General features: G+C 64.7%; 26 protein-coding genes and 1 tRNA gene. 13 read left to right on the forward strand and 14 right to left on the reverse strand.

Features of this window, described 5'->3' with window-relative positions; genetic code table 11:
• The first annotated feature begins 221 nt into the window (after window positions 1-221).
• Window positions 222-860 (forward strand): glutathione S-transferase, encoded by a 639-nt coding sequence (locus tag GWG65_RS21640; RefSeq protein ID WP_275197602.1) that lies wholly within the window; start codon window positions 222-224, stop codon window positions 858-860.
• Between the two features lie 117 nt (window positions 861-977).
• Here GWG65_RS21640 and GWG65_RS21645 read toward each other — a convergent pair whose 3' ends face one another.
• The 3 genes from GWG65_RS21645 to GWG65_RS21655 all read right to left on the reverse strand — a co-directional run bounded on the left by GWG65_RS21645 (window position 978) and on the right by GWG65_RS21655 (window position 1,715).
• Window positions 978-1,145 (reverse strand): hypothetical protein, encoded by a 168-nt coding sequence (locus tag GWG65_RS21645; RefSeq protein ID WP_275197603.1) that lies wholly within the window; start codon window positions 1,143-1,145, stop codon window positions 978-980.
• A gap of 5 nt (window positions 1,146-1,150) precedes the next feature.
• Window positions 1,151-1,399 (reverse strand): hypothetical protein, encoded by a 249-nt coding sequence (locus tag GWG65_RS21650; RefSeq protein WP_275197604.1) that lies wholly within the window; start codon window positions 1,397-1,399, stop codon window positions 1,151-1,153.
• A gap of 61 nt (window positions 1,400-1,460) precedes the next feature.
• Window positions 1,461-1,715: a PilZ domain-containing protein gene (locus GWG65_RS21655; RefSeq protein ID WP_247387373.1), complete on the reverse strand. Its 255-nt coding sequence runs from the start codon at window positions 1,713-1,715 to the stop codon at window positions 1,461-1,463.
• Between the two features lie 225 nt (window positions 1,716-1,940).
• On the opposite strand from GWG65_RS21655, the gene GWG65_RS21660 reads away from it, so the two are divergent.
• The 6 genes from GWG65_RS21660 (at window position 1,941) to GWG65_RS21685 (ending at window position 6,629) form a co-directional block, all read left to right on the forward strand.
• Window positions 1,941-2,015, forward strand: a tRNA-Glu gene (locus GWG65_RS21660).
• A 223-nt stretch (window positions 2,016-2,238) separates the two neighbouring features.
• Window positions 2,239-2,865, forward strand: coding sequence for a PilZ domain-containing protein (locus GWG65_RS21665; RefSeq protein WP_275197605.1), 627 nt, complete (start codon window positions 2,239-2,241; stop codon window positions 2,863-2,865).
• Window positions 2,866-2,983: 118 nt separating this feature from the next.
• Window positions 2,984-3,223 (forward strand): hypothetical protein, encoded by a 240-nt coding sequence (locus GWG65_RS21670; RefSeq protein WP_275197606.1) that lies wholly within the window; start codon window positions 2,984-2,986, stop codon window positions 3,221-3,223.
• Window positions 3,224-3,620: 397 nt separating this feature from the next.
• Window positions 3,621-4,658 (forward strand): PrsW family glutamic-type intramembrane protease, encoded by a 1,038-nt coding sequence (locus tag GWG65_RS21675; protein ID WP_275197607.1) that lies wholly within the window; start codon window positions 3,621-3,623, stop codon window positions 4,656-4,658.
• Window positions 4,659-4,726: 68 nt separating this feature from the next.
• Window positions 4,727-5,305 carry an HdeD family acid-resistance protein gene (locus GWG65_RS21680; RefSeq protein ID WP_275197608.1) on the forward strand — a complete coding sequence of 193 codons (579 nt, stop codon included), beginning with the start codon at window positions 4,727-4,729 and terminating at the stop codon, window positions 5,303-5,305.
• 238 nt (window positions 5,306-5,543) lie between these two features.
• Complete coding sequence (locus GWG65_RS21685) at window positions 5,544-6,629, forward strand: 3-deoxy-7-phosphoheptulonate synthase (protein WP_275197609.1); 1,086 nt, start codon at window positions 5,544-5,546, stop codon at window positions 6,627-6,629.
• Window positions 6,630-6,681: 52 nt separating this feature from the next.
• Here GWG65_RS21685 and GWG65_RS21690 read toward each other — a convergent pair whose 3' ends face one another.
• From GWG65_RS21690 to epmA, 3 genes are read right to left on the reverse strand one after another with little or no spacing between them, the layout of a single operon-like run.
• Window positions 6,682-6,933 carry a hypothetical protein gene (locus GWG65_RS21690; protein ID WP_275197610.1) on the reverse strand — a complete coding sequence of 84 codons (252 nt, stop codon included), beginning with the start codon at window positions 6,931-6,933 and terminating at the stop codon, window positions 6,682-6,684.
• Between the two features lie 44 nt (window positions 6,934-6,977).
• A complete protein-coding gene (locus GWG65_RS21695; RefSeq protein WP_275197612.1) occupies window positions 6,978-8,072 on the reverse strand; it encodes a lysine-2,3-aminomutase-like protein in 1,095 nt (364 codons plus the stop codon).
• Window positions 8,069-9,133 carry an EF-P lysine aminoacylase EpmA gene (epmA, locus tag GWG65_RS21700; protein WP_275197613.1) on the reverse strand — a complete coding sequence of 355 codons (1,065 nt, stop codon included), beginning with the start codon at window positions 9,131-9,133 and terminating at the stop codon, window positions 8,069-8,071. The genes GWG65_RS21695 and epmA overlap by 4 nt, the downstream gene beginning before the upstream one ends.
• A 162-nt stretch (window positions 9,134-9,295) precedes the next feature.
• On the opposite strand from epmA, the gene efp reads away from it, so the two are divergent.
• The 3 genes from efp to GWG65_RS21715 all read left to right on the forward strand — a co-directional run bounded on the left by efp (window position 9,296) and on the right by GWG65_RS21715 (window position 12,589).
• Window positions 9,296-9,862: an elongation factor P gene (efp, locus tag GWG65_RS21705; RefSeq protein ID WP_148738367.1), complete on the forward strand. Its 567-nt coding sequence runs from the start codon at window positions 9,296-9,298 to the stop codon at window positions 9,860-9,862.
• Window positions 9,863-9,885: 23 nt separating this feature from the next.
• A complete protein-coding gene (locus GWG65_RS21710) occupies window positions 9,886-11,508 on the forward strand; it encodes a M23 family peptidase (protein ID WP_275197614.1) in 1,623 nt (540 codons plus the stop codon).
• A gap of 172 nt (window positions 11,509-11,680) precedes the next feature.
• Window positions 11,681-12,589: an amino acid ABC transporter substrate-binding protein gene (locus tag GWG65_RS21715; protein ID WP_275197615.1), complete on the forward strand. Its 909-nt coding sequence runs from the start codon at window positions 11,681-11,683 to the stop codon at window positions 12,587-12,589.
• Between the two features lie 28 nt (window positions 12,590-12,617).
• Here the strand turns inward: GWG65_RS21715 and GWG65_RS21720 are convergent, their stop codons facing one another.
• Complete coding sequence (locus tag GWG65_RS21720) at window positions 12,618-13,121, reverse strand: cupin domain-containing protein (protein WP_275197616.1); 504 nt, start codon at window positions 13,119-13,121, stop codon at window positions 12,618-12,620.
• 21 nt (window positions 13,122-13,142) lie between these two features.
• Window positions 13,143-13,622 carry a carboxymuconolactone decarboxylase family protein gene (locus tag GWG65_RS21725; protein ID WP_275197617.1) on the reverse strand — a complete coding sequence of 160 codons (480 nt, stop codon included), beginning with the start codon at window positions 13,620-13,622 and terminating at the stop codon, window positions 13,143-13,145.
• Between the two features lie 54 nt (window positions 13,623-13,676).
• Here GWG65_RS21725 and GWG65_RS21730 point away from each other — a divergent pair, with 54 nt between their 5' ends.
• Complete coding sequence (locus GWG65_RS21730) at window positions 13,677-14,225, forward strand: MarR family winged helix-turn-helix transcriptional regulator (protein WP_275197618.1); 549 nt, start codon at window positions 13,677-13,679, stop codon at window positions 14,223-14,225.
• Between the two features lie 31 nt (window positions 14,226-14,256).
• Here the strand turns inward: GWG65_RS21730 and GWG65_RS21735 are convergent, their stop codons facing one another.
• Window positions 14,257-14,424: a hypothetical protein gene (locus tag GWG65_RS21735; protein ID WP_275197619.1), complete on the reverse strand. Its 168-nt coding sequence runs from the start codon at window positions 14,422-14,424 to the stop codon at window positions 14,257-14,259.
• 84 nt (window positions 14,425-14,508) lie between these two features.
• Window positions 14,509-14,760 carry a hypothetical protein gene (locus GWG65_RS21740; RefSeq protein WP_275197620.1) on the reverse strand — a complete coding sequence of 84 codons (252 nt, stop codon included), beginning with the start codon at window positions 14,758-14,760 and terminating at the stop codon, window positions 14,509-14,511.
• Between the two features lie 184 nt (window positions 14,761-14,944).
• Here GWG65_RS21740 and GWG65_RS21745 point away from each other — a divergent pair, with 184 nt between their 5' ends.
• The gene (locus GWG65_RS21745; protein ID WP_275197621.1) at window positions 14,945-16,177 is read left to right on the forward strand and encodes a lytic murein transglycosylase; all 1,233 of its coding nucleotides are present in this window, start codon (window positions 14,945-14,947) and stop codon (window positions 16,175-16,177) included.
• 18 nt (window positions 16,178-16,195) lie between these two features.
• Here the strand turns inward: GWG65_RS21745 and GWG65_RS21750 are convergent, their stop codons facing one another.
• From GWG65_RS21750 to recJ, 3 genes are all read right to left on the reverse strand, one after another.
• Window positions 16,196-16,987 (reverse strand): aldolase, encoded by a 792-nt coding sequence (locus GWG65_RS21750; RefSeq protein ID WP_275197622.1) that lies wholly within the window; start codon window positions 16,985-16,987, stop codon window positions 16,196-16,198.
• A gap of 96 nt (window positions 16,988-17,083) precedes the next feature.
• Window positions 17,084-17,893 (reverse strand): glucose 1-dehydrogenase, encoded by an 810-nt coding sequence (locus GWG65_RS21755; protein ID WP_275197623.1) that lies wholly within the window; start codon window positions 17,891-17,893, stop codon window positions 17,084-17,086.
• A gap of 32 nt (window positions 17,894-17,925) precedes the next feature.
• Complete coding sequence (gene recJ, locus GWG65_RS21760) at window positions 17,926-19,767, reverse strand: single-stranded-DNA-specific exonuclease RecJ (protein WP_275197624.1); 1,842 nt, start codon at window positions 19,765-19,767, stop codon at window positions 17,926-17,928.
• Window positions 19,768-20,053: 286 nt separating this feature from the next.
• On the opposite strand from recJ, the gene GWG65_RS21765 reads away from it, so the two are divergent.
• Entirely contained in the window at window positions 20,054-21,136 is a 1,083-nt protein-coding gene (locus tag GWG65_RS21765; RefSeq protein ID WP_275197625.1) for a methyl-accepting chemotaxis protein, read from the forward strand.
• A 182-nt stretch (window positions 21,137-21,318) separates the two neighbouring features.
• Here GWG65_RS21765 and GWG65_RS21770 read toward each other — a convergent pair whose 3' ends face one another.
• Window positions 21,319-21,927, reverse strand: a complete 609-nt coding sequence (locus GWG65_RS21770) for an NADPH-dependent F420 reductase (protein ID WP_275197626.1) — start codon at window positions 21,925-21,927, stop codon at window positions 21,319-21,321.
• Window positions 21,928-21,956: the final 29 nt, after the last annotated feature.

Consider the following 21,956-nt stretch of genomic DNA (forward strand, 5'->3'; position numbering starts at 1 on the left):
GCTCAACATCGCTTCAGCGATAATAGCCGGGCTCCAGACCCTGATGTTCCGACCAAAAGCTGGTTTCTGCCTGGAATTCGGTTCGCCCGCTTAGTGGGGTACGCAAAACAAATTCCTGCCCAGTCTCGCAGCGTAATCCGGGACCGCCGCAGCCGAAGCACCCCGGATTGCGCTGCGCTCCATCCAGGCTACGATACCGAAAAATGCCGCGGGAGGACGACATGCCGGACACACAGCTGACGATCTGGGGCCGCGCCAACTCGGTCAACGTGCAGAAGGTGCTGTGGTGCCTCGCCGAGCTCGGCCTGCCCTATCAGCGCATCGACGCCGGCATGAGTTACGGCAGGACTCGCGAGGCCGAATATCTTGCGATGAATCCCAATGCGCGCATCCCCACCCTGGTCGAAGGCGACTTCGTGCTGTGGGAATCCAATTCGATACTGCGCTATCTCTGCCTCGCGCACGGAAGCGGCACGCCGATCTATCCGGAGGCGCCGAAGCGCCGCGCCTCGGTCGACCGCTGGCTCGACTGGACGCTGTCGACGGTGCAGCCGGTCGACCGTCCGGTGTTCTGGGGCATCGTTCGGACTCAGCCGTCGGAGCGCGACATGATCCAGGTGCAGCGGGATGCGGATGCTGCCGCCGAGGTCTGGGCGATCGCCGATCGGCTGCTCAGCGCGCGCCGCTTCATGGAGGGCGACCAGTTCACGCTCGCCGATATCGCGGTCGGCGCCTATGCGCGGCGTTGGCTCGGGGTCGAAGGCATCCGCCGGCCGGCGCAGCCGCACCTGACGCGGTGGCTCGCCGAGCTCGGCCGCCGCGCCGGATTTGCGCAATACGTCGCACCGCCGATGTCGTGAGCGCTGGCGCGGTCTAAGCTGCGACGGGAGCGTGATGAATCCCGATATTGCCGCAAGCGTCCCGCACTTGACCGTTACTGTGCATGGGGTTGTTTTTCACTTTTTGTTTGGCAGGTCCTAGAGCCAGCCGCGCTCGACCAGCAGCACGCAGATAACCAGCACCAGCGTCACGGCGGCGGTGGCGAGCCGCGCGGTCCAGCTCAGACCGCGGCCGACCCACCACAGCAGCGCGCAATACATCAGTACGGGGACGACGAGGTCGAGCCGCAGCAGGTCCGGCGTCATGCGGCTCAGCGCCGGACCGCGGCGTCGATGCTGATCGAGCCGCCGATCTCGACGCAGGTGCCGGTGCCCTCGACCATGACGAAGCGCGGACCATAGGAGGCGCAGGAATTGGCTCTTGCCCTGTTGCCTTCAGCTCCCTTCAGCGGCAAGGCCTTGCCGGCCTGCGGCCGCTCGGCAGGCGGAAGGCGCAGGCTTTCGGCCGCGGTGGCGGACGTCGTTACCAGGCAAGTGAGGATGAGGATGGTTGCACGCATCGTCCGCGTTCTAGCCCGAAACGCGCGCCCCGCGCCATCCGGGGTCGCGCGCCGGCGGATCTCAAAGGAACTTGATGCCGGCCGATTTGCCGCGGCGCCAGACCACCTGGCAGCTTCGCCCGGTGCGTGCATCGCGCGAGAACGCCATCCGGATCACGCCGGGAAGCTGACTGGCGTCGTCGTCCATGGTGATCTTCGCGCCGGAAGCGGAGATGTCCTGCACCAGGCAATGCCGCGCGGCGAACCCGCCGTCGAGCGTGATCCAGGCATGCCGCGACAGCAATTTACGGTCGGCGCGCTTCTTGGGCGGTGGCATCGATGAAAAAGTCTCCCAGTCCAGCTAGCTCCGGGAACCCTAATAAACCGTTGAAATCGCCTCCCGAATGATCCCGGGATCGGAGCTGTCGATCGTCCCAAGAGACCGATCCCGAACGGCTTGCCCACGGACCCAAACGCCACTATACGTTCGCCCGCCGCGGCCGCCGGGCAAGACTCGTGCGGCCCACGGCCATGCCGCCAGAAGCGGCGGGGCTCTGCGTTTGCTCCCTTCGTCTATCGGTTAGGACGCCACCCTTTCACGGTGGAGAGAGCGGTTCGATTCCGCTAGGGAGCGCCAGCATCGCGGCTGCGGTATTGCCGGTCTGGCTATTCCCCCAACCTCATCGTTCTTGGGCAGCGAATGCGCCAGCACGAACCGGCTGTCCTGACCTGCCAACGTTCTATTACCGGCCTGGCCATTAACCACAAATTTACCCCTACTCCTGAGTGCGGGTATCATTTGCTTAGAGGTTGTCCGCTACCGTGGAAATACGGGAATAATCCGCAACACGATTGGCGCCATGTCGGTCTCAGAGTTCCTTAGGCAGCGTGCAGTGGACGTCAACGTGAGCGGCAGCTATTCGCTGCCGCGCTGGTACGATTGCGAGGGCAAGCTCAGGACGTTCGCCTGCCGCACCAAGCGAGTCTCGCCGTTCCGCATGATCGTGGACGTGCCGGTCGTCGGCAAGGTTGGCGAGCGCGTGACCTCCTATTTCCAGGACTTTGGCGAATTCGAGTGCACGATTACCGCGACGCTGAAGATGGGCTTCCTGATGGAGCTCGAGATGACCCGGGCGCGGCGCGCCTGGATGTCGGAGAAGCTGACCTGGCTCGAGAAGAAACAAAAGGACGCCAGCGTCGAAGATCTGCGGCGTGACGCGCGGTTCGTGCCGCAGGTCTCGCATACATTCCTGACGCTCGCCGACGGAAGCGCACACCCCTGCTTCATCATCGACGTCTCGACGGCCGGAGTTGCGATATCCTGCGAATACGACCCGCCGATCGGAACGCCGCTCGCAGTCGGCGCCTGCGTCGGGCGCGTCATCCGGAAATTCGCCAGCGGCTTTGCGGTAAAATTCGCCGAAAAACAGCAGCGCGACGACCTCGTCCGCCTGATCGTCCGCCCGGCGCTGAAGCAGTCCGCCTGAGGCCTCCGGCCGCTTCGCCTCCGCACTGCTGCCACGCCATGGCCCCATTGCCGGATCACTCTTTAGGGGTCCGTGCCTCGCGCGGCCTTCATGTGCAGACTTGCGATCGGGGGACCGAATGGCAGTCGACAAGATCACCTGGGACAGGGTCGGCCGGGTCACCGAGCCCGGACGCTACATGTACACGTTCGGCTGGCTCACTATCACGGCCGCCGATCTCGTGATCTGGAAGCAATACCCGCAGGCCGCTTTCACGCTGCTTGCGCAACACACCGAGCCAGATCAAGCAGGCAACGAATTCCATCTCGGCGCTTTCGACGTTGCGCCCGAGCCGCGGCCGCCCTTCACGACCCACTAAGGGCCGGGCTGGGACTGCCGATTCGAGCTACCACACGGGCTTTTCCCGTAAGGACCGATTGGGCAAACCGCAGGGGCCTGCCCGGTCGGGCGTTGCCTCGTGCAGACAATGCAACCGCTGGACTGGCCGCGAGGCCATCTGCATGTTGAATCTAAGAATTCTTCGTATTCCCTTGATCCAGCTAGCCAATTTCAATTCCATACCGGGGGCGCCATTGTTGGGATCGACAGCGAACACCTCCGGTCATGCAATTGATTGCGCTGGTATTCTCGCCTCGGTAAGCGCGCGGATGAACGGAAGCTGTCACGCGTGTTAAGCGACAGGACAGCAAGCGCATGACACATGGTCGCATCGGTGGAAGTAGATAAGCCGGTCAAGGGAACCTAATTTCGACGCGATGTACCTGATTGAAGCGCTGCCCACCGTCATCGGCACTGCCGCCATCGCACCGGCGCTCCTGATGCTGTGGCTTGTCATTGCCGCAGAGGAACGCCCGGGCCCGCCGGCCCAGGTCTGGACCGCGTTCCTGCTCGGCGCAGCCAGCATCTCGCTGCTGGGCCTCGCCCGCGCACCTTTCGCCAGGATGATCGCGGCCCCCGACAATCCCTGGGCGGCGCTCGCGATGCATTCGGTGTTCGGCGTTGCGCTGCCCGAGGAAGCCGTGAAGGTGATCGCGATCGTGCTGGTCTCCTCGGCCAAGCGGCGGACCTTCGCCAATCCGATGGACACCGTGGTCTATGGCGCCGCCGTCGGCCTCGGCTTTGCGGCCTATGAGAACCTCGCCTATCTCGTCCAGCATGCCGAGATGTGGCGCTCGCTTGCGGCCCTTCGCAGCGTGCTGACGGTGCCGTTCCACGGCGCGCTCGGTATCATCGCGGGCGCCTATCTGACGATCGCGCGCGCCGGCACGGCGCTCGGTGCGAACCGCCATCATCGCGACTGGGCCCGCCTCTCCAGCCGCCTGCTGATGCTGGCAGGCCCGCTCGCGCTGCATTCGGCCTTCGACTTCCCGCTGCTCACGCTGCAGCGGATGCCGGATCTGGATCCGGCGCTTCGGATGTGGCTGGGCGCCGCCAGCCTCCTGATCGGCTTCAGCTCGATCGCCTTCGCCCTGCGCCTGGTCCGGCGTGTCGCGCGACATCATGCGCCGCGGACCGAGGTGGCGCGGGAGCGGCTCAGCCAATTGCGCCGGATGTGGGCGCTGCTCCTGGCCGGCGGCGGCGTGGGCTTTCTCGGCCTCGCCTTCGTGCTGACCTCGATCCACCATTGGCTCATCAATCCCGGGCGCAACCTGACGCTGGCCCTGATCCCGATCGGCCTCACCTCGATCCTGCTCGGCATCGCGCTTCTGATTGTCACAAGTGCGATCTACATTCTCGGCCGCAACCGCATCCGCACCACAGCGGAAGGATTTTCCTCGGCGCCAGGCGGCTGAGCCGCGGGATGGCAAGCGCGGCGCGCATGGACTAGATTGAACTTCATCCGTTGCTGCGAGAGGCCACCATGACATCGCCTGAGGACTTTTCACGGCTGCAATCCGCCATGAGCGACGCGGTCAAGGCGCATTGGAAGGCCTTCCTGTTCGAAGGCATCCTGCTCGCTGTTCTCGGCGTTGCCGCGCTGATCCTGCCGCCGCTCGCAAGCCTCGCGATCGCGATCTTCCTCGGCTGGATGTTCCTGATCAGCGGCATCGGCGGGCTGATCGTCACCTACTGGGCCCGCAGCACGCCGGGCTTCTGGTGGTCGCTGATCTCGGCAGCGCTTGCCGTGCTCGCCGGCATGTTGCTGCTCGCGCGGCCGATGCAGGCGGTGCTGACTCTGACCATCGTGCTTGGCGCATATTTCCTCGCCGAGGGCGTCGCCACCATCATGTATGCGCTGGAGCATCGCCGCGAGCTCAGCAGCCGCTGGTCGTGGCTGCTGATCTCGGGCCTCGTCGACATCGCGATCTCGTTCTTGGTGATCACCGGGCTGCCGAGCTCGGCGGAATGGGCCATCGGCGTCCTCGTCGGCATCAACCTCCTGTTCGGCGGCGCCACCCTGATCGGCATGGCGCTGGCGGCACGCAACAGCAACACCTGAGGCGCCTCGTCACGCACTGCGCCATTTGGGGGGTGACAACCCGCCAACCGCACGCTATATGGCCTTCCATGATCACCCTCGTCACCAGCTATTTTTGGTACTTTAGCTACGACAGCTCGCTGGCGGCGGGAGGATCACGCTCAATCTGACACATTGCAGCAAACGTCCGAACAAGCCGCCGCCAGACCTGGCGGCTTTTTTATTGGCCGGCAGGTTCTTCAAAAGACAGGAGCCCGCCGTGCTGAGCACGACCGACGATCTTCGTATCCGTGAACTGAAAGAGCTGAGCACGCCGGAAGAGGTGATGCGCGAAGTCCCGCGCACGCTCACCGCAACGCGCGTGGTGATGGCGTCGCGCAACGCCATCCATGCGATCCTCAATGGCCAGGACGACCGGCTTCTGGTCGTGGTCGGCCCCTGCTCGGTGCATGATCCCAAGGCCGCGCTCGACTACGCCGAGCGTCTCGCAGGCTTGCGCGAAGACCTCGCCGACCAGCTCGAGATCGTGATGCGGGTCTATTTCGAGAAGCCGCGCACCACGGTCGGCTGGAAGGGCCTGATCAACGATCCCGACCTCGACGGCAGCTTCGATATCAACAAGGGCCCGCGGCTGGCGCGAAACGTGCTGTCCGCGGTCAACAATCTCGGCCTGCCCGCGGGCACCGAATTCCTCGACATGACGACGCCGCAATACATCGCGGACCTCGTGTCGTGGGCCGCGATCGGTGCGCGCACGACCGAGAGCCAGATCCATCGCGAGCTGGCCTCAGGTCTGTCCTGCCCGGTCGGATTCAAAAACGGGACCGATGGCAACGTCCGCATCGCGGCGGACGCCGTCAAGTCGGCCTCGCATCCGCATCATTTCATGGCGGTGACCAAGCGCGGCCGCTCGGCGATCGCCTCGACCGCAGGCAATGAGGACTGCCACATCATCCTGCGCGGCGGCAGCAAGCCGAACTACGATGCGGAAAGTGTTGCGGCAGCCTGCAACGAGCTAGCGAAATCGGGCGTCGCGCCGCAAGTGATGGTGGATGCGAGCCACGCCAATTCAAGCAAGAAGCCGGAGAACCAGCCACTGGTCACGGCCGACATCGCTCGCCAGATTTCGGGCGGGGAAAACCGCATCATGGGGGTGATGATCGAGAGCAGTCTCGTTGGCGGCCGCCAGGACGTGGTGCCCGGCAAGCCGCTCGTCTATGGCCAGAGCATCACTGATGGCTGCATTGACTGGGCGACGACGGCAACCGTGCTGGAGCAACTCGCCGACGCGGTCGAGATCCGGCGCAACACCCGGCGCGCGGGGCTGCACGAGCGCTCGGCCTAAGGCGCAAACGCGGGCGGGACGATGCTGTCGCGCCCTGCCCGCCGTTGCACGCTTAGCAGCCGCGACAGATGCTCTTGATCTTCTTGTCCAGCGCCGCGTCTTCCTTGTTCACGGGATTATTAGGATCGCTCAGATTCTTCTCGCTCGGCACGTCGCTGGCACGCGGCTGGCGATGACCGACCGGCGCCTGCGGCAGCGATCCAGCCGTGGCGCCGCCCGACGTCGATCCCTTGGCGCCGGTCTGTGCGACCGCGGTACCGCCGAGCAAGACCACGAGCGATGCTGCCACCATGATCTTCTTCATTCTATACCTCCATTCCTCAAACCGGCGTCTCCGTCGCGACCCGTTCAGGTCTCGGGCGGATAGAGATGGACGTCGCCGCAATAGTCCACGATACGATAGCGCGTTTCCGATGCCGCATCACGCGCATCAGGTGCGGTATTTTGCATCGGCAACACATAATTCGGCCCCACCGGCGACTTGCCCGCGCCCCCTGGAATGTCGATGACATAGTCGGGCTGACACAATCCTGATACCCGTCCGCGCAACTGGCGCATTAGGTCCTGCCCTTCCGCCAGCGTGGTGCGCAGATGCGCGGTGCCCGGCGCGAGATCGCCGTGATGCAGGTAATAGGGCTTGATCCGGCATTCGACGAAAGCTCGCATCAAATCCGACAAAGCGGCGACATTGTCATTGACGCCGCGCAAGAGCACCGACTGGCTCACCAAGGGAATCCCGGCATCGACAAGCCGCGCGCAGGCCGCGCGCGCCGGGCCCGTCAGCTCCCGCGCATGATTGACATGCACCGCGACCCAGGTGGTCGCACCCTCGACCCTCAGCGCAGCAACAATCTCGTCGCTGACGCGCGCAGGTTCGGCCACGGGAACGCGGGTGTGAAGGCGGATGATCTTGACGTGATCGATAGCGGCGAGATCGGCCATGATCTCGCCCATGCGCCGCGGCGATAGCATCAGCGGATCGCCGCCGGTCAGGATCACTTCCCAGATCTCGCCGTGCGCGCGGATGTAATCAATGGCGGTGCGGTAGGCGCTGTCTGACAGCGCATTCTCCTTGCCGGGACCGACCATCTCGCGGCGGAAACAGAAGCGGCAATAGACCGCGCAGACGTGAACGAGCTTGAACAGCACGCGGTCGGGATAGCGATGCACGATGCCGGGCACCGGCGAATGCGGGTGGTCACCGATCGGATCGGCATTCTCGCTCGGCTGCACCTCCAACTCCGCGGCGCTCGGAACAAATTGCCGCGCAATCGGATCATCGGGATCGGATTTGTCGATCAGCTCGACCAGTGCCGGCGTGATCGCGACCGCATAGCGTGCAGCGACGCGCTCGAGCACCGGCAGCGCTTCGGTCGGCGCAAGCTGCTCGGCCACCAGCTCGGCCGGCTCGCGCAAGGTGCGCGCAAGGTTGGTCTTCATCATGTCTCACTCAACGTTTCATTTGCAGGCGGTGTCCACACCACCTGATCAATCCGTGAAGCGCCGCTCGCCAGCATCACCAGCCGGTCAAAGCCGAGCGCGACGCCGCTCGCCTCCGGCATCTGGGCGACCGCGGCCAGAAAATCCTCATCCAGCGGATAGGCCTCGCCGTAGCGGCGCTGCTTCTGCGCCATCTCTTCCGTGAAGCGCCGGCGCTGCTCGTCGGCGTCGATCAATTCGCCAAAGCCGTTGGCGAGCTCGACGCCACAGGCATAGAACTCGAAGCGCTCGGCAACCCGCGGGTCGCCGGCCTTCACACGGGCCAATGCCGCCTCTGGAGATGGGTATTCGAACAGGATGGTCAAACGTCCCTGCCCCAGCCGCGGCTCGACATGCTCGACCAGGACCTTGCTGAAGATGTCCGACCAGGTGTCGTCCTCGGCCACTCGGACCTTGCCGGCTGCCGCGGCGGCGAGTGCAGCCCGGTCGCCCTCCCCGCCGGAGATAGTCGCCAGCAGATCGACGCTGGCGAACCGCTCAAATGCGTCCGCAACCGTCAGGAGCTCCGGCTCGGCAAAGGGGTCGGCGGACCGGCCGCGGAAGGAGAAGGTCCCGATTCCGGTTGCCTGCGCCGCATGGGCGATCACGACGACGCAGTCGGCCATGATGGCGTCGTAGGGCGCGCCGGCCCGGTACCACTCCAGCATGGTGAATTCGGGCAAATGCAGATCCCCCCGCTCGCGATCGCGGAACACCCGGGCGAACTCGAAGATTCGGGACTCTCCGGCTGCCAGCAGCTTCTTGCAGGCAAATTCGGGCGAGGTCCGCAGGTAACGGGGAACGCGGCTGCCATCCGGCCGCATGATCTCGGTCCGCGGGGCATGCAGATGGGTCTCATTGCCCGGGGAGACCTGGAGGACGGAAGTTTCGACCTCGACGAAGCCCTGCTCGGCAAAAAAGCCTCGTATTGCGCCGGTAATGGCCCCCCTCGCGTGCAGGAACGGCCGCCGGTCGCGGTGGCGCCCGGGCGACCAGAACGGTGAGATCGGCTTGTCCCCAATCATACGCCAACCGCCCCGCGGCACAGCAAAATGCTGGCTTCCAACGGCAAAATCAGTATGTTGCGGCCCGAAACGGGCGCCGAGGTCTGATTTGAGGCCCCAGGTCCCCCATCAATTTGACCAAGTCCTGGCCGGTGCCGGGCCAAGCAGACAGGAAATATCGCTTTGAGAGTCATCGCCAGTTCTATTCGCAAGGGCAACGTGATCGAGCAAGACGGCAAGCTATATGTCGTCGTGACCGCCGAGAACATCCATCCTGGCAAGGGCACCCCGGTCAGCCAGATCGAAATGCGCCGAATCTCGGATGGGGTAAAGATCTCCGAGCGCTACAAGACCACTGACCAGGTCGAGAAGGCCACGATCGAAGAGCGCAACTACACCTTCCTGTACGAAGATGGCGATGGCTACCACTTCATGAACCCGGAGACCTATGACCAGGTCCAGGTCTCCAAGGACGTGATTGGCGACTCCGCCGCGTATCTTCAGGAGGGCATGACCGTCAAGCTGTCGCTGCACGGCGCCAACCCGGTGTCGATCGCGCTGCCGCAGCGCGTGACACTGGAAGTGGTCGAGACCGAGCCGGTGACCAAGGGCCAGACCGCTTCGTCGTCCTATAAGCCCGCGGTGCTCTCAAACGGCGTGCGCACCACCGTGCCGCCGCACATCGCAGTCGGCACCCGCATCGTGGTGATGACTGAAGACGGCTCCTACTCCGAGCGCGCCAAGGACTAAGCGAGGATCGAGGATCAGAGCAGGTGCCGCCGGGGGGCGAGACTGTGGGTAGGAAGAGTTTCCGCTTTGTCTCGCGAGCCCTAGCGGCGCTTTCGCTCCTCCTTGCAACTCCGGTCGCTGCGGACGAATTCCGTAGCCCCTCGCTCACGGCCCTGCGCGTCGATTGGCGCGCAGCGCTGGACCAGCTCCGCACCGAGATCAACAGCCGTCCACAGATTGCCGGCGATTTCATCTTCGTGCCCCGCCGTTCGGTGCCGCGCAACGATCCGCGCGCGATGCCGGCGCTGGTGCAGCTCAACGCGGTCTCCTCACAATTCTTCACCGGCATCGCGCGCAGCACGGTTCCCGTTCTGCTGCCGTTCGACGCCGCCGCTTACCTTGACGCGCAGCGCAGCGGCGCGCCTGCGACACTCGCGCTGTCGCGCTACCAGGCGGATTTCAATCCCGCCAATATGTTCGACGCCGGCCCAGCGGGCTATAGCGCCAGCTTTTCGCTTGAGCCCGGCGCAGGCGACGGCATGCCGACACGGGTGTTTGCACGGCCGGTCGAGGTGCAGATTACGGGCTCGGCGCTGATCTACGACATCGCCGATCCCAGCGGCGGCAAAGGCGAGCCGGTCAAAGCGCTCGCAGCAATCTATCCGGACCTGCGCAGGTTCATCCGCGAAGGTTATGTGCGCTATGCCTTCACCCGGTTCGGCGTCGCCTATGTGGTGTCGATCCAGTGTCTCGACAGCGTCGCCAAACCGCGGCGCCTCGCCTGCAAGGAAGCCTATCCGGTTGCCGAGCGCTTCCTGAAGGCGCTGCACATCGCCGGCGGCCGGCGAATGCGGCCGCTGACGGACATTGCCTCCAACGTCATCGATCGTCCCGCAGAGCGTTCGCCGGAATTCAGCTATCGGCCAAGCGGCGATATCATCCCGAATACCGGCTACCGCAACAAGAGCGGCCACCCCGACCTGATGGCCTATGCGCAGATCCGCTTTCCGCTCGATAAGGCGCCCGCGTTTGTACGCTCGCAATCCTATGCCAGGCGCGACAAGATGGAGAGCACGACCGCCTATCCCTGGCGCGACAATTTCTGCGAGTCCCGCAGTTTCGAGGTCTGGCAATGCGGCGGCGGCTACGGCCACCAGGGTGAGGACATTCGTGCGGCCGAATGCCCGCCGCAGAGCGACGGTGGCGAACGCTGCGACCCCAAGCAGCGTGGCGTGGTCGCAGTGCGCGACGCCATCGTGATCCGCGGCGCCAAGGACCAGGCCGCGACGCTTCAAGTCAACAGCCGCACCGAGCACATCCGCTTCCGCTACATGCACATGAATCCGCAGGCCATGAACGCCGATGGCTTGCTCAACGGCCGCATCGTCAGCGAGGGCGAGAAGATCGGCGTGGTCTCGAACTATCTCGACCATCCCGCCGGCACCTCAATGCACCTGCATTTCGACGTGCAGGTCTTCACCCGCGACGGCTGGATCTGGGTCAGCCCCTACGTCACGTTGGTCTCCGCCTATGAGCGCCTGATCCGCGCCCGCGGCCGCGAGGTCGGCCCGGAGATCGCAGGCAGCCCACAACCCGTGGCACACGCGCTGCCGGAGGATGTCCTCAAGCCCGACCTGCGCGAGGGCTCGAGCGGAGAGGATAATTGAGGCTGCTCGCGCTACAGCGGCGGTCCTCAGCGCGAGGCCTTGGCTGACAAGGTTTTCCCAACGCGTTACGCGACCTAGCGCCTATCTGGCCTCAGAATTGCTTGGCCACCGGCAAGCAGGGCGGAATCCAGCCTTCGCGGGCGTTGCGCCGAAACAGAATGAAGGGAAGCACATGCGTTTTCTCACCACGGCGGCCTTCCTGGCCGTCGCGTTCGCCATGCCGGTTCATGCGCAGGAATTGAGCGGCACGTTGAAGAAAATCAAGGAGACCGGCGCGATCACACTCGGGATACGCGACAGTGCCGTACCCTTCAGCTACATCGACGACAAACAGAAGATCGTCGGCTACGCCATCGACATCTGCATGAAGATCGTGGACGAGATCAAGGCCGAGCTCAAGCTCGACAAGCTCGAGGTCAACGAGAACATCGTCACCTCGTCCAGCCGCATTCCGCTGATGGCGAACGGCACCGTCGATCTCGAATGCGGCTCGACGACCAACAACGCCGATCGCCAGAAGCAGGTGTCCTTCACCAACACGCATTTCCTTACGGCAAGCCGCTTCGTGTCCAAGAAGGCCCTGAAGCTCGACCAGGTTGACGACCTCAAGGGCAAGTCCGTCGTCTCTGTCTCGGGCTCGACCAACCTGACCCAGCTCAACAAGGCCAATGCTGCACGCTCGCTGGGCATCACTGTGATGAACGCCAAGGACGTCCCCGAGGCGTTCCTGATGGTCGAGACCGACCGCGCTCAAGCGTTCGTCATGGACGACATCCAGCTTGCCGCCATGATTGCCTCCTCAAAGGATCCGTCGCTGTACGCGATCAGCACCGGCGCATTTTCCGATCCGGAGCCCTATGGCATCATGCTGCGGAAGGACGACGCACCGTTCAAGGCGGTGGTCGATCGGGCAACCGCAAAACTCTACAAGAGCCCGGAGATCGAGAAAATCTACAACAAATGGTTCATGGAGCCAGTGCCGCCGCGCGGCTTGAACTTCCACGTGCCGATGCCGATGTCGATGAAGAAGTCATTCGAGAACCCCTCCGACAATCCTGATCCAGCCTCCTACGGAGGCTGACGACAGATATCCTCCGTCAACGACGGGGTTACTCCAGCAACGTCGTGAGCTGCGCGCCCTCATCCGCCACGAACACCGCGATCAATTCCGCGGGCTCGGTGGCGCTGGCGTTGGCCGAAACCAGATGTGTCGAGCCCGGCGGCTCGAAGAAGGACTGGCCGACCCCAAACGTCTCGACGGGGCCGCCGCCGAGTTGGGAACGGATCTCGCCCTTGGTGATGTAGGCGGTCACCGAGCCAGCGTGGCGGTGCGGCCGTGAAAACCCGCCGGGGCCGTAGAACACGCGCACGATGGTGACGCGCTTGCCCGGCACGTTCGGCAAAGCGTAGGAGCCGATCGGCTCGACTTTGTCGAGCGGCGAGCTCTCGGCGGCGTTGGCGCACAGCGGCGCCAGCGCGCCGGAGACCGTATCCATCGTCACCGGCAACGCCTTACCGATCGCAAGAGCGCAAGCGAGCCCGCCAACAACAGCAAGCATCGTCGGGCGCGATGGCAGTTGCCGCGGCGCGGCGGCCAAACTCACTGCAGTCATCTCTACCTCTCCTTCATATACTCAGGATGCTGCGGCATTCGCCGCGACCGGCCGCTTCGCCGGCGTCCAGCGATAGGCCGCGCCAAAGCGGTTCCAGACGTTGATCGAGGCAACCGCGGATGTCAGGTACATCAGCTCGGCCTCGGAGAATTCGCAGGCAGCCTCCGCATGGACTTCATCGCTGACACCGTCAGGTAGAAAGGTCAGCGCCTCGGTCCACGCCAATGCCGCGCGCTCGCGCGCGGAAAAGACCGGCGCCTCGCGCCAGACTGCGACCAGATTGAGCTTGTCCACGGGCACACCGATCCGCTCCGAGAGCAGGATGTGATGCTGCAAGCAGAACGCGCAGCCATTGATCTGCGAGGCACGCAGCTTGATGAGCTCGAGGAGCTGCCTATCGAGGCCGGCGTTGGCCGCGACCTGCCCCAACGCAAGCACCAGATCATAGGCATCGGGCGCAATCCGCTTGAAATCCTCGTATTCGCCGCGGGCGTGTGACATCGCCGTTTACCTCGTGTTATTGTAATAGTACTTACATCTTATAAGAGCTCTCATATGCCCCGCAAGACGGCTGACATCACGAGATCGCCACCGAGGCGGAGGACGGCTTCCCGAAAGGACGCTGACAGGCCAGGCGCCGACGGAACACCGCGCGTGCCGGGCCCTGGCGAAGGCAAGCGCGGCGAGCAGGGCTATCTCGGCTATCTCTTGCGCCAAGCCCACGCCGCGGTCCGGCTGAAGATGGAACGAATGCTCGCCGATCTCGGCGTGACCTCGCCGCAATTCGCCGTGCTGACCATGCTCAATGCCTATCCCGGCCTGTCGGGGGCCGACGTCGCCCGCCTCACCTTCCTGACGCCGCAGACCGTCGGCGTGATCATCCGCAATCTCGAACGCGACGGCAGGATCGTGATGACGCCCCACCCCGTCCACGGCCGCATCCAGCAATGGGCGCTGACGCCGCGCGGCGCGACGCTTCTGAAGGCATGCCGGGAGCGTGTGCTGGAGCTGGAGAAACGTCTTACCAAGGGCTTGGACGGCAAGGCGGAAACCACGATAAGGCGGTGGCTCGCCGGGATAGCGGCCGAATTGCAGGAAAGCTAGGTGGGCCCTGTGCTGTTCGCCAGGACGCGGCCTAATCGCCGCCTCCATCGCCTCCGTCGGCATCAGAGCAGCCGCCGCAGTCGCCGCCGCCTTGAATGCCGCGGCCGAAATTCTCGGCGATGATCATCAGGATCACGACGAACAGCCCTGCGCCGAAAGGCCAGGGGTTGGCACGGATGATGTCGAACAGCTCCCGCATGCATGCATTCTGCGCAGACAGGAACGAACCGACCGTAAAGCGGCAGGCCTAAAGTTGGGGCATCGATGTTGGGGGAAAGGCGCCCTACCCGCCCTTCAACGCATTCTTAACCTCGCCGTCGGGCCAGGTTTCGTCCGCCCCGATCACACGCACGCGGCTTTGGTCCGCAGCGTTCACCAGCACATGCGAACTTACCCCGTCACGGCAGTGCTCCAGATGCAGATCCGTCTCTGGCTTCCAGCTCAGCGTCGCTGCAAGATCGCCCGGAAAGATCTGCCAGTCTGATCCGTCGTCGAGCTCGACGACGTGGCTTTCCGAATGCGTGCGTATCTTCATTCAGCCCCGAATTGTCCTTAGATAAGGGTCCGCGTTGCGGAAGGTGCCTCGACGATCGGTCGGAGCGCTCGTGCGGAAGGAATGCATGAGCGCGAGCGTTTGTTCCGGGGAACGCCGGGCGGTCGACTGTTCCTGCGTTCCAGGAACCACTCACAGAGACCATGTTTCCCGCTACAATCACTCCATGAAACAAGCTGATTCTTCGGCCAACCAGCCCCGCCGCGCCCTGTTGAAATCTGCGCTCGGCGTAGCCGCCCTGCTCGCATCACCCACCTGCGTCCTCGGCGCAACGCCTCCCGGCTTCGACGAATGGCGCGAGGGTTTTCGTGCGCGTGCAATGGCAAAAGGGATCTCGGCCGCGACTTGGCAGCGCGCGATGGCGCGCGTCGAGCCGGACATGAGCGTGTTCAAGCAGATGCGCAACCAGCCGGAATTCCACGAGCAGATCTGGCAATACATCAACCGCCGCGTTTCCGACTGGCGCATCATCAACGGCAAGATCGCGCTGAAGAATAACGAGGCGTTGCTCGCGCGCATCGAACGCGATTTCGGCGTCGAGCGCGGCACACTGCTGGCGCTGTGGGGCGTCGAGTCCGCCTACGGCGATCCCCTGGTGCAGCAGAACCACATGACGCCGGTGTTTCCCTCGCTCGCCGCACTCGCCTGGAATGAGCCGCGGCGAAAAGCCTATTGGGAGACCGAGCTGATCAACGCGCTGCGGATCGTCGACAAGGGCTGGAGCACGCCGGAGGAGATGCGGGGATCCTGGGCCGGTGCCATGGGGCATTCGCAATGGATGCCGGAGGTCTGGCTCAATGTCGGGATCGACTATGACGGCGACGGCAAGGTCTCGCCATTCGGCAAGCCCGACGACGCGCTGGGCTCGACCGCAAAGTATCTCGTCAATCGTGGCAAGTGGCGCCGCGGCGAGCATTGGGGCTACGAGGTGCGCGCCCCCGGCGACATCAGCGGCAACCGCACTTATGCGGCCTGGGCATCAGCCGGCGTCCCCCGCGCCGACGGACAGCCGTTTCCGCAACCGAATGCATCCGCGCAGATGTGGACGCCGGTTGCGGGCGGACCGACGTTCCTGCTGGGACCGAATTTCTATTCGGTGAAGAGCTACAATCCCTCGATGAACTACGCGCTGGCGATCTGCCATCTCGGCGACCGCTGCCTCGGCGCGCCGCCCTTCATCCAGCCGTTCCCTGGCTCCGAACGCGCGCTGACGCTGGCCGAGGTACAGGAGATGCAGACACGGTTGACGAAAGCCGGCTTCGACACCGGCGGCACTGACGGACGCGTCGGCAACGATACCATGAAGGCGATCAAGGATTTTCAGCAGAAGATCGGGATCACGCCGGCGGACGGCTATGGCGGGCTGAAGGTGCTGGCGAAGCTGCGGCAGGGTGGATGACAGCCTGTGCACTCCGCCTCAGTGCCTGTATTGCGGCTCCTCGGCATCGAGCTGGCGACGGACGGCGGCAAGATGCAGGCGCGCGGATTCGGAGTCGCCCTCGCGCATCTGCTTGTAGGTTGCTGCCGCAATCGCGGGATCGACCGGCAGAACCTTTCGTCCCGTCGACATCGCCAGCACCTGCACCTCGGCGGCACGCTCGAGGTAGTAGAGATCGTCCCAGGCTTCCGCGATGGTCGGCGCCAGCACCATCACGCCGTGATGCTTCATGAAGACGATGTCGGCGTCGCCGACCGCGGACGCGACGCGCGCGCCTTCGCGGTTGTCGAGCGCAAGGCCGTTGTAGTCGCGGTCCACCGCCGTGCGCCCGTAGAATTTCAGCGCGGTCTGCCCGGCCCAGATCAGGGGATCGCCCTCGGTCATCGACAGCGCCGTGGCGTAGGGCATGTGGGTGTGGAAGGCGACCTTGGCGCGCGGCAGGCGCTTGTGCATCTCGGCGTGGATGTAAAATGCGGTCGCCTCGGGCTCGCCGTCGCCGTCGAGCACGTTGCCGTGGAAATCGCAGATCAGGAGCTTTGACGCCGTCAGCTCACGGAACGCGTAGCCATAGGGGTTGACCAGGAAGAGATCGTCATGGCCCGGCACCACCGCCGAGAAGTGGTTGCAGATCCCCTCCTCAAATCCGTTGCGCGCCGCCATGCGGAAGCAGGCGGCGAGATCCTCGCGCGCGGTGCGGATCGCGTCGGTGGCGAGGTCCGGCCGGTTCGAGCGGACAGCTGCAGGTGAGGAAGCGTGAAGGCCGTGCGCCATGGCGAAGAAAACCTCTGTCGATCGGAAGACGCTGGCGTTGTACAGGGGCGACGCCAGCGCGTCAGCCCCTGCGAGCGCCGCCCTGCCCTGCGCGCCTCAGGCCCGCCGCGGCACGCCACCGGCGTTCATGCCGCCATCGATGACGAGCTCGGTGCCGGTGACGTAGCGCGAGGCATCGGAGGCCAGATACAGCACGCCGCCGGCGATCTCGGCGGCCTGTCCGGCGCGGCCGAGCGGCGTGACGACCCTGGCCCGCTCCTCGGGATCGATCGGGGCATTGCCCTGGTTGCCGGTCGCGCCGGTCGGGATCTTGCCCCAGATCGGCGTGTCGATGATGCCGGGATGCACCGAATTGACGCGAATGCCGTCGCCGGCCGCCGCGCACTCCATCGCAATCGATTTGGCGAACAGCCGCACGCCGCCCTTGGTCGCCGAATAGGCCGACAGCCCCGGCGAGCCGCGCAGGCCCGCGAGCGAGGACATCATGACGATGGAGCCGCCGCCGGTCTTGCGCATCAGCGGCAGGCAATGCTTCACCGACAGAAACACGCCGTCGAGATTGATCGCGTTCTGCCTGCGCCAGTCGCTGAGCGTCATGTCGACAATCGAAGGCACGGCAATGCCGATGCCGGCGTTGGAAACGAGCACGTCGAGCCGGCCGTAGCGCTTGGCGATCTCGGCTGCGATCTCCACCCAGCGCTCCTCGCTGGTGACGTCCTGCTCCAGAAAGATCGCCTTGCCGCCGGCCTTCGTGATGCGCCTCGCGAGCTCGGGGCCTCTCAACTCGTCGATGTCGGTGGCAATGACCGTGGCGCCCTCGCGCGCGAACAGCTCGACGACGGCTTCACCGATGCCCGATGCGCCGCCGGTCACCAGCGCGACCTTGCCTTCAACCTGCCCTGCCATGTTCACTCCCTTTTTTTGTTGTTTGCGGATTTTTATCTGATCAGGGACGGCCCCTGATCGGGTAGCGCGACGTCAAGGACGCGAAACTGCACGCGTTCGGCGCCCTGGTAACGGTCGACCGACAATGAGCCTGCCACGTGCAGCTGCTGGCCGCGGTTGGCCACAAGGGCATTGCCGAGCTTCTGGCCAACCGAACGGAACGCGATGCCGTTGACGATGGTGCCGTCGCCGGACTTGAAGCGTAGGCGCAGATGCGCCTGTCCGACCTCGTCGGCATAGACGAGCTGATGCGCCGGCAGCGCCAGCACAACGTCCGGATTGCCGCTGCCGAAGGGACCTGCGCGGTTGAGCGTGGTCGCAAGCTCCGTCGTCACAGCGCGCGCGGACACCGCGCCGTCGATATAGAGCTCGTTGACGTGGCGGGCCTCCGCGACGTCGCGCGCCAGCGTGCTTTCGAGATAGGCGCGGAATTCGGCGAGCTTTTCCTTGCGCAGCGTCACGCCCGCGGCCATCGCATGGCCGCCGCCTTTCAGCAAGATGCCGTCGACCACCGCCTGCCGCACCGCCTTGCCGAGATCGACGCCGGCGATGGAGCGGCCCGAGCCGGTGCCGATGCCGCCGGGCTCAAGTGCGATGGCAAAAGCGGGCCGCGAAAACTTCTCCTTCAGCCGGGAGGCGACGAGCCCGACCACGCCGGGATGCCAGCCTTCAGAGGCCGTGACGATCACGCCGAGCTTGTCCTCGAGCCCGATCGAGGCCAGCGCCTCGGCTTCGGCCTGCGCTTCCGCCGCCTGCTCGATGACGCGGCGCTCGCCGTTGAGCCGGTCGAGTTCGGCGGCGATGCGCGCGGCCTCGACACCGTCGCCTTCGAGCAGGAGCCGCACGCCGAGATCGGCGCGGCCGATGCGGCCGCCCGCATTGATGCGCGGCCCCAGCATGAAGCCGAGATGCCAGGCCTCCGGCGGCCCGTTCAGGCGCGCGACATCCATCAGCGCGGTGTGCCCGACATGGTCGCGCCGCCGCATCGCGATCAGGCCCTTGGCGACGAAGGCGCGGTTGAGGCCGATCAGCGGCGCCACGTCCGCAACGGTGCCGAGCGCGACGTGATGCAGCATGCCGAGCAGATCGGGCTCTGGCATCTCGCTGGTCCAGAAGCCGCGCTGGCGCAGCTCGCGATTGACCGCAACCAACGTCACCAGCACCAGCCCAACGGCAGCGAGATGGCCGAGGCCGGATAGGTCGTCAGGGCGATTCGGATTGACCAGCGCGTCGACCTCGGGAAGGTCGATGCCGGATTGGTGGTGGTCGATCACGACCACGGACATACCAAGGCGTTTCGCCTCGGCGAGCGGCTCGATGCTGGTGGTGCCGCAATCGACGGTGACAAGGAGCGTGGCGCCCTTCGCGGCCAGCGCGCGGACCGCTTCCGTGTTCGGGCCGTAGCCTTCGAAAATCCGATCGGGAATGTGGATCAGCGGATCGAGCCCGCAATGGCGCAGGTGCCAGGCGAGCAACGCCGCCGAGGTGGCGCCGTCGACGTCGTAGTCGCCGAAGATCGCGACCTTTTCGCCCCTCACCGCCGCGTCCGCGATCCGCTTGGCGGCAGCTTCCATCTCCGTCACCGTGAACGGGTCCGGGAGAAGCTTGCGGATGGTCGGATCGAGAAAGTCAGACACAGCATCGATGTCGACGCCGCGGCCGGCCAGCACTCGCGCCAGGAGTTCGGGCAATTGGTGGCGCTGCACGATGGCCAGAGCCTTGGCCGCCCCGCGCGCGTCCAGCCGGTCGCGCCAGAGCTTGTCCGTGAAGGAGCGTGCCACGCCCAGGAAGGCGTGGGGCGCTTCGACCGGCAAGGCGGTGGCGGGCGGCGTCATGATTCGAGAGACTAACTGTTGGGAACTCGGGGCCGGACCATCACGCAGGCGTCCGGCTACTCACTTGGGGATTGGCCGGGAATCCCTCGGGATTTGCAACGGCAGCCGGGCACAAAGCGGTGGATGGCCGCTCCGCAAGCCGGATTGACTACCATTTAGGCATTCCACCGAACAGCAAATTAATCAGGCGTTAGGCGGAATCCTCGAAAAAGTCTCGTATTCGATCTGTAATTTGTAGTTCCGGGTTCTTTGCAGATCAGGCCTCATTGCCAAGGGAAGTTACCCTATGTCTGCAGCGCTGGGTCTGAAAGCCAAGCCGATCGCGAACGGAATCACTGCGCCGGACGATGATTCCGACATCTCCGCACTGATCAACCGCCTGACCGCGGAGGTCAACCAGATCGCGGTCGACAAGACCAAGTCGATCCAGCAGATTACCAACCAGATGAAGATGCTGGCGCTCAACGCGCTGATCGAAAGCTCGCGCGCCGGCGTGCAAGGCGCCGGCTTCGCCGTGGTGGCGCAGGAGGTGCGCGGCGTCGGCCAGCAGGTCGAGACCATCGCCCGCGAGCTGGAGACACAGCTGACCAAGCGCACCGGCGACCTCGTTGCCTCGATCGAACGCATGAGCCAGCGCTCGCGCGGCGAGCGCATGGTCGATCTGTCCCTGAACGCGATCGAGCTGATCGACCGCAATCTCTATGAGCGCACTTGCGACGTGCGCTGGTGGGCGACCGACTCCGCCGTGGTCGATTGCGCGGCCTCCCCGGGCGCTCCCGCCGTCTCGCATGCGTCAGAGCGCCTCGCCGTGATCCTCGGCGCCTACACTGTCTATCTCGACCTGTGGCTCTGCGATCTCGACGGCAACGTCATCGCCAACGGCCGCGCCGATCGTTTTCGCGTCGTCGGCCAGAACGTCGCCCACACCAAATGGTTTCGCGAGGCCAAGAGCCTGCGCTCCGGCGACGACTATGTCGCCGGCGACGTCGAGAACCAGCCGCTGCTCGGCAACGCGCAGGTCGCGACCTATTGCGCCAGCGTCCGCGCCGGCGGTCAGGCCAACGGCGCGCCGGTCGGCGTGCTCGCCATCCATTTCGACTGGGAGGCGCAGGCCCGCGCCATCGTGCAAGGCGTGCGCGTCGGCGACAGCGACAAGGCGCGCGTGCTGCTGGTCGACTCCAATTTTCGCGTGATCGCAGCCTCCGACGGCCAGGGCATTTTGAGCGAGCGGATCGCGCTGTCGCTGAACGGCCAGCGCTCCGGCTTCTATCAGGACCGCTCGGGCACCCTGGTCGCGTTCCATGCGACGCCGGGCTACGAGACCTATCGCGGGCTCGGCTGGTACGGCGTGATCATCTGCGGGGCGTGAGGCGGCCGAAGCATCGGCCGGTTCGCTTCCCCGAACAAAAAGCGCGAAAACAACCCCATGCACAGTAGCCGGACCGTTGTTTTCACCATGCTTTTTTGCGCGCGCCATTTGACCCGTCGGCAAAGCGGCGGCATTAGGATACCATCAGGCATGCCGTCCGATCTGCCGCCCGGACCGTTCTCCTATTTGAATTTCGTGAGATCCTGAAAGATAAGCGGCGCCCAGCTCTGTCCCCGCGCCTGCACGAGCAGACCGCCCTCCGCGAGCCCTCCCAGTGCGACCGGCGCGAAGCCGAGCTCTTCAACCAGGACCGCCGCTTGGGCTATCGCGCCTTCGTCGTCGCTCGACAGGAATACGACCCTCCGCCCGCCCTTGACGCTGGGGTCTGCGCCCAGAATTCCTGCGGGCAGATGGTTGAATGCCTTCACCAACCTTGCGCCGCTCAACGCTCTCGATATCACGACCGACGAAGGAAGATCGTCAAGCTCTTCCAGCGAAACACCGAACGCGTTTGTCACATCGATCACGATCTTGCCCTGCCAGCTCACAGCCAGCTTCGCGACATCCCGGTGCGCCCAAAACGGAACAGCCAGAATCACGATCTCGGCGCCAAGCGCATCCTGTAACGACTTTGGGATGATCGAGGGCCCAATCGCCTCTGCAAGCGGCGCGAGCACCTCGGGCGGCCGCGTGCTTGCAACGGTTACTTCAATTACCTGGCGCTCAAATGCTCGCGCGAGAGCCTGGCCAACCGCACCAAAACCTATAATCGCGTAACTCATCGATCCCATCCTTCTCGCTCTACTCATGGCGGAGTACC

It is taken from the genome of Bradyrhizobium sp. CSA207 (genome assembly GCF_029051685.1).
GTDB lineage: Bacteria > Pseudomonadota > Alphaproteobacteria > Rhizobiales > Xanthobacteraceae > Bradyrhizobium.

What these genes read in the sequence shown, in the direction of transcription:
- GWG65_RS21640 (WP_275197602.1), top strand. Translation starts at nt 222, where the DNA reads ATGCCGGACACACAGCTGACGATCTGGGGCCGCGCCAACTCGGTCAAC.
- GWG65_RS21645 (WP_275197603.1), bottom strand. Translation starts at nt 1,145, where the DNA reads ATGACGCCGGACCTGCTGCGGCTCGACCTCGTCGTCCCCGTACTGATG.
- GWG65_RS21650 (WP_275197604.1), bottom strand. Translation starts at nt 1,399, where the DNA reads ATGCGTGCAACCATCCTCATCCTCACTTGCCTGGTAACGACGTCCGCC.
- GWG65_RS21655 (WP_247387373.1), bottom strand. Translation starts at nt 1,715, where the DNA reads ATGCCACCGCCCAAGAAGCGCGCCGACCGTAAATTGCTGTCGCGGCAT.
- GWG65_RS21665 (WP_275197605.1), top strand. Translation starts at nt 2,239, where the DNA reads ATGTCGGTCTCAGAGTTCCTTAGGCAGCGTGCAGTGGACGTCAACGTG.
- GWG65_RS21670 (WP_275197606.1), top strand. Translation starts at nt 2,984, where the DNA reads ATGGCAGTCGACAAGATCACCTGGGACAGGGTCGGCCGGGTCACCGAG.
- GWG65_RS21675 (WP_275197607.1), top strand. Translation starts at nt 3,621, where the DNA reads ATGTACCTGATTGAAGCGCTGCCCACCGTCATCGGCACTGCCGCCATC.
- GWG65_RS21680 (WP_275197608.1), top strand. Translation starts at nt 4,727, where the DNA reads ATGACATCGCCTGAGGACTTTTCACGGCTGCAATCCGCCATGAGCGAC.
- GWG65_RS21690 (WP_275197610.1), bottom strand. Translation starts at nt 6,933, where the DNA reads ATGAAGAAGATCATGGTGGCAGCATCGCTCGTGGTCTTGCTCGGCGGT.
- GWG65_RS21695 (WP_275197612.1), bottom strand. Translation starts at nt 8,072, where the DNA reads ATGATGAAGACCAACCTTGCGCGCACCTTGCGCGAGCCGGCCGAGCTG.
- epmA (WP_275197613.1), bottom strand. Translation starts at nt 9,133, where the DNA reads ATGATTGGGGACAAGCCGATCTCACCGTTCTGGTCGCCCGGGCGCCAC.
- GWG65_RS21715 (WP_275197615.1), top strand. Translation starts at nt 11,681, where the DNA reads ATGCGTTTTCTCACCACGGCGGCCTTCCTGGCCGTCGCGTTCGCCATG.
- GWG65_RS21720 (WP_275197616.1), bottom strand. Translation starts at nt 13,121, where the DNA reads ATGACTGCAGTGAGTTTGGCCGCCGCGCCGCGGCAACTGCCATCGCGC.
- GWG65_RS21725 (WP_275197617.1), bottom strand. Translation starts at nt 13,622, where the DNA reads ATGTCACACGCCCGCGGCGAATACGAGGATTTCAAGCGGATTGCGCCC.
- GWG65_RS21730 (WP_275197618.1), top strand. Translation starts at nt 13,677, where the DNA reads ATGCCCCGCAAGACGGCTGACATCACGAGATCGCCACCGAGGCGGAGG.
- GWG65_RS21735 (WP_275197619.1), bottom strand. Translation starts at nt 14,424, where the DNA reads ATGCGGGAGCTGTTCGACATCATCCGTGCCAACCCCTGGCCTTTCGGC.
- GWG65_RS21740 (WP_275197620.1), bottom strand. Translation starts at nt 14,760, where the DNA reads ATGAAGATACGCACGCATTCGGAAAGCCACGTCGTCGAGCTCGACGAC.
- GWG65_RS21745 (WP_275197621.1), top strand. Translation starts at nt 14,945, where the DNA reads ATGAAACAAGCTGATTCTTCGGCCAACCAGCCCCGCCGCGCCCTGTTG.
- GWG65_RS21750 (WP_275197622.1), bottom strand. Translation starts at nt 16,987, where the DNA reads ATGGCGCACGGCCTTCACGCTTCCTCACCTGCAGCTGTCCGCTCGAAC.
- GWG65_RS21755 (WP_275197623.1), bottom strand. Translation starts at nt 17,893, where the DNA reads ATGGCAGGGCAGGTTGAAGGCAAGGTCGCGCTGGTGACCGGCGGCGCA.
- recJ (WP_275197624.1), bottom strand. Translation starts at nt 19,767, where the DNA reads ATGACGCCGCCCGCCACCGCCTTGCCGGTCGAAGCGCCCCACGCCTTC.
- GWG65_RS21765 (WP_275197625.1), top strand. Translation starts at nt 20,054, where the DNA reads ATGTCTGCAGCGCTGGGTCTGAAAGCCAAGCCGATCGCGAACGGAATC.
- GWG65_RS21770 (WP_275197626.1), bottom strand. Translation starts at nt 21,927, where the DNA reads ATGGGATCGATGAGTTACGCGATTATAGGTTTTGGTGCGGTTGGCCAG.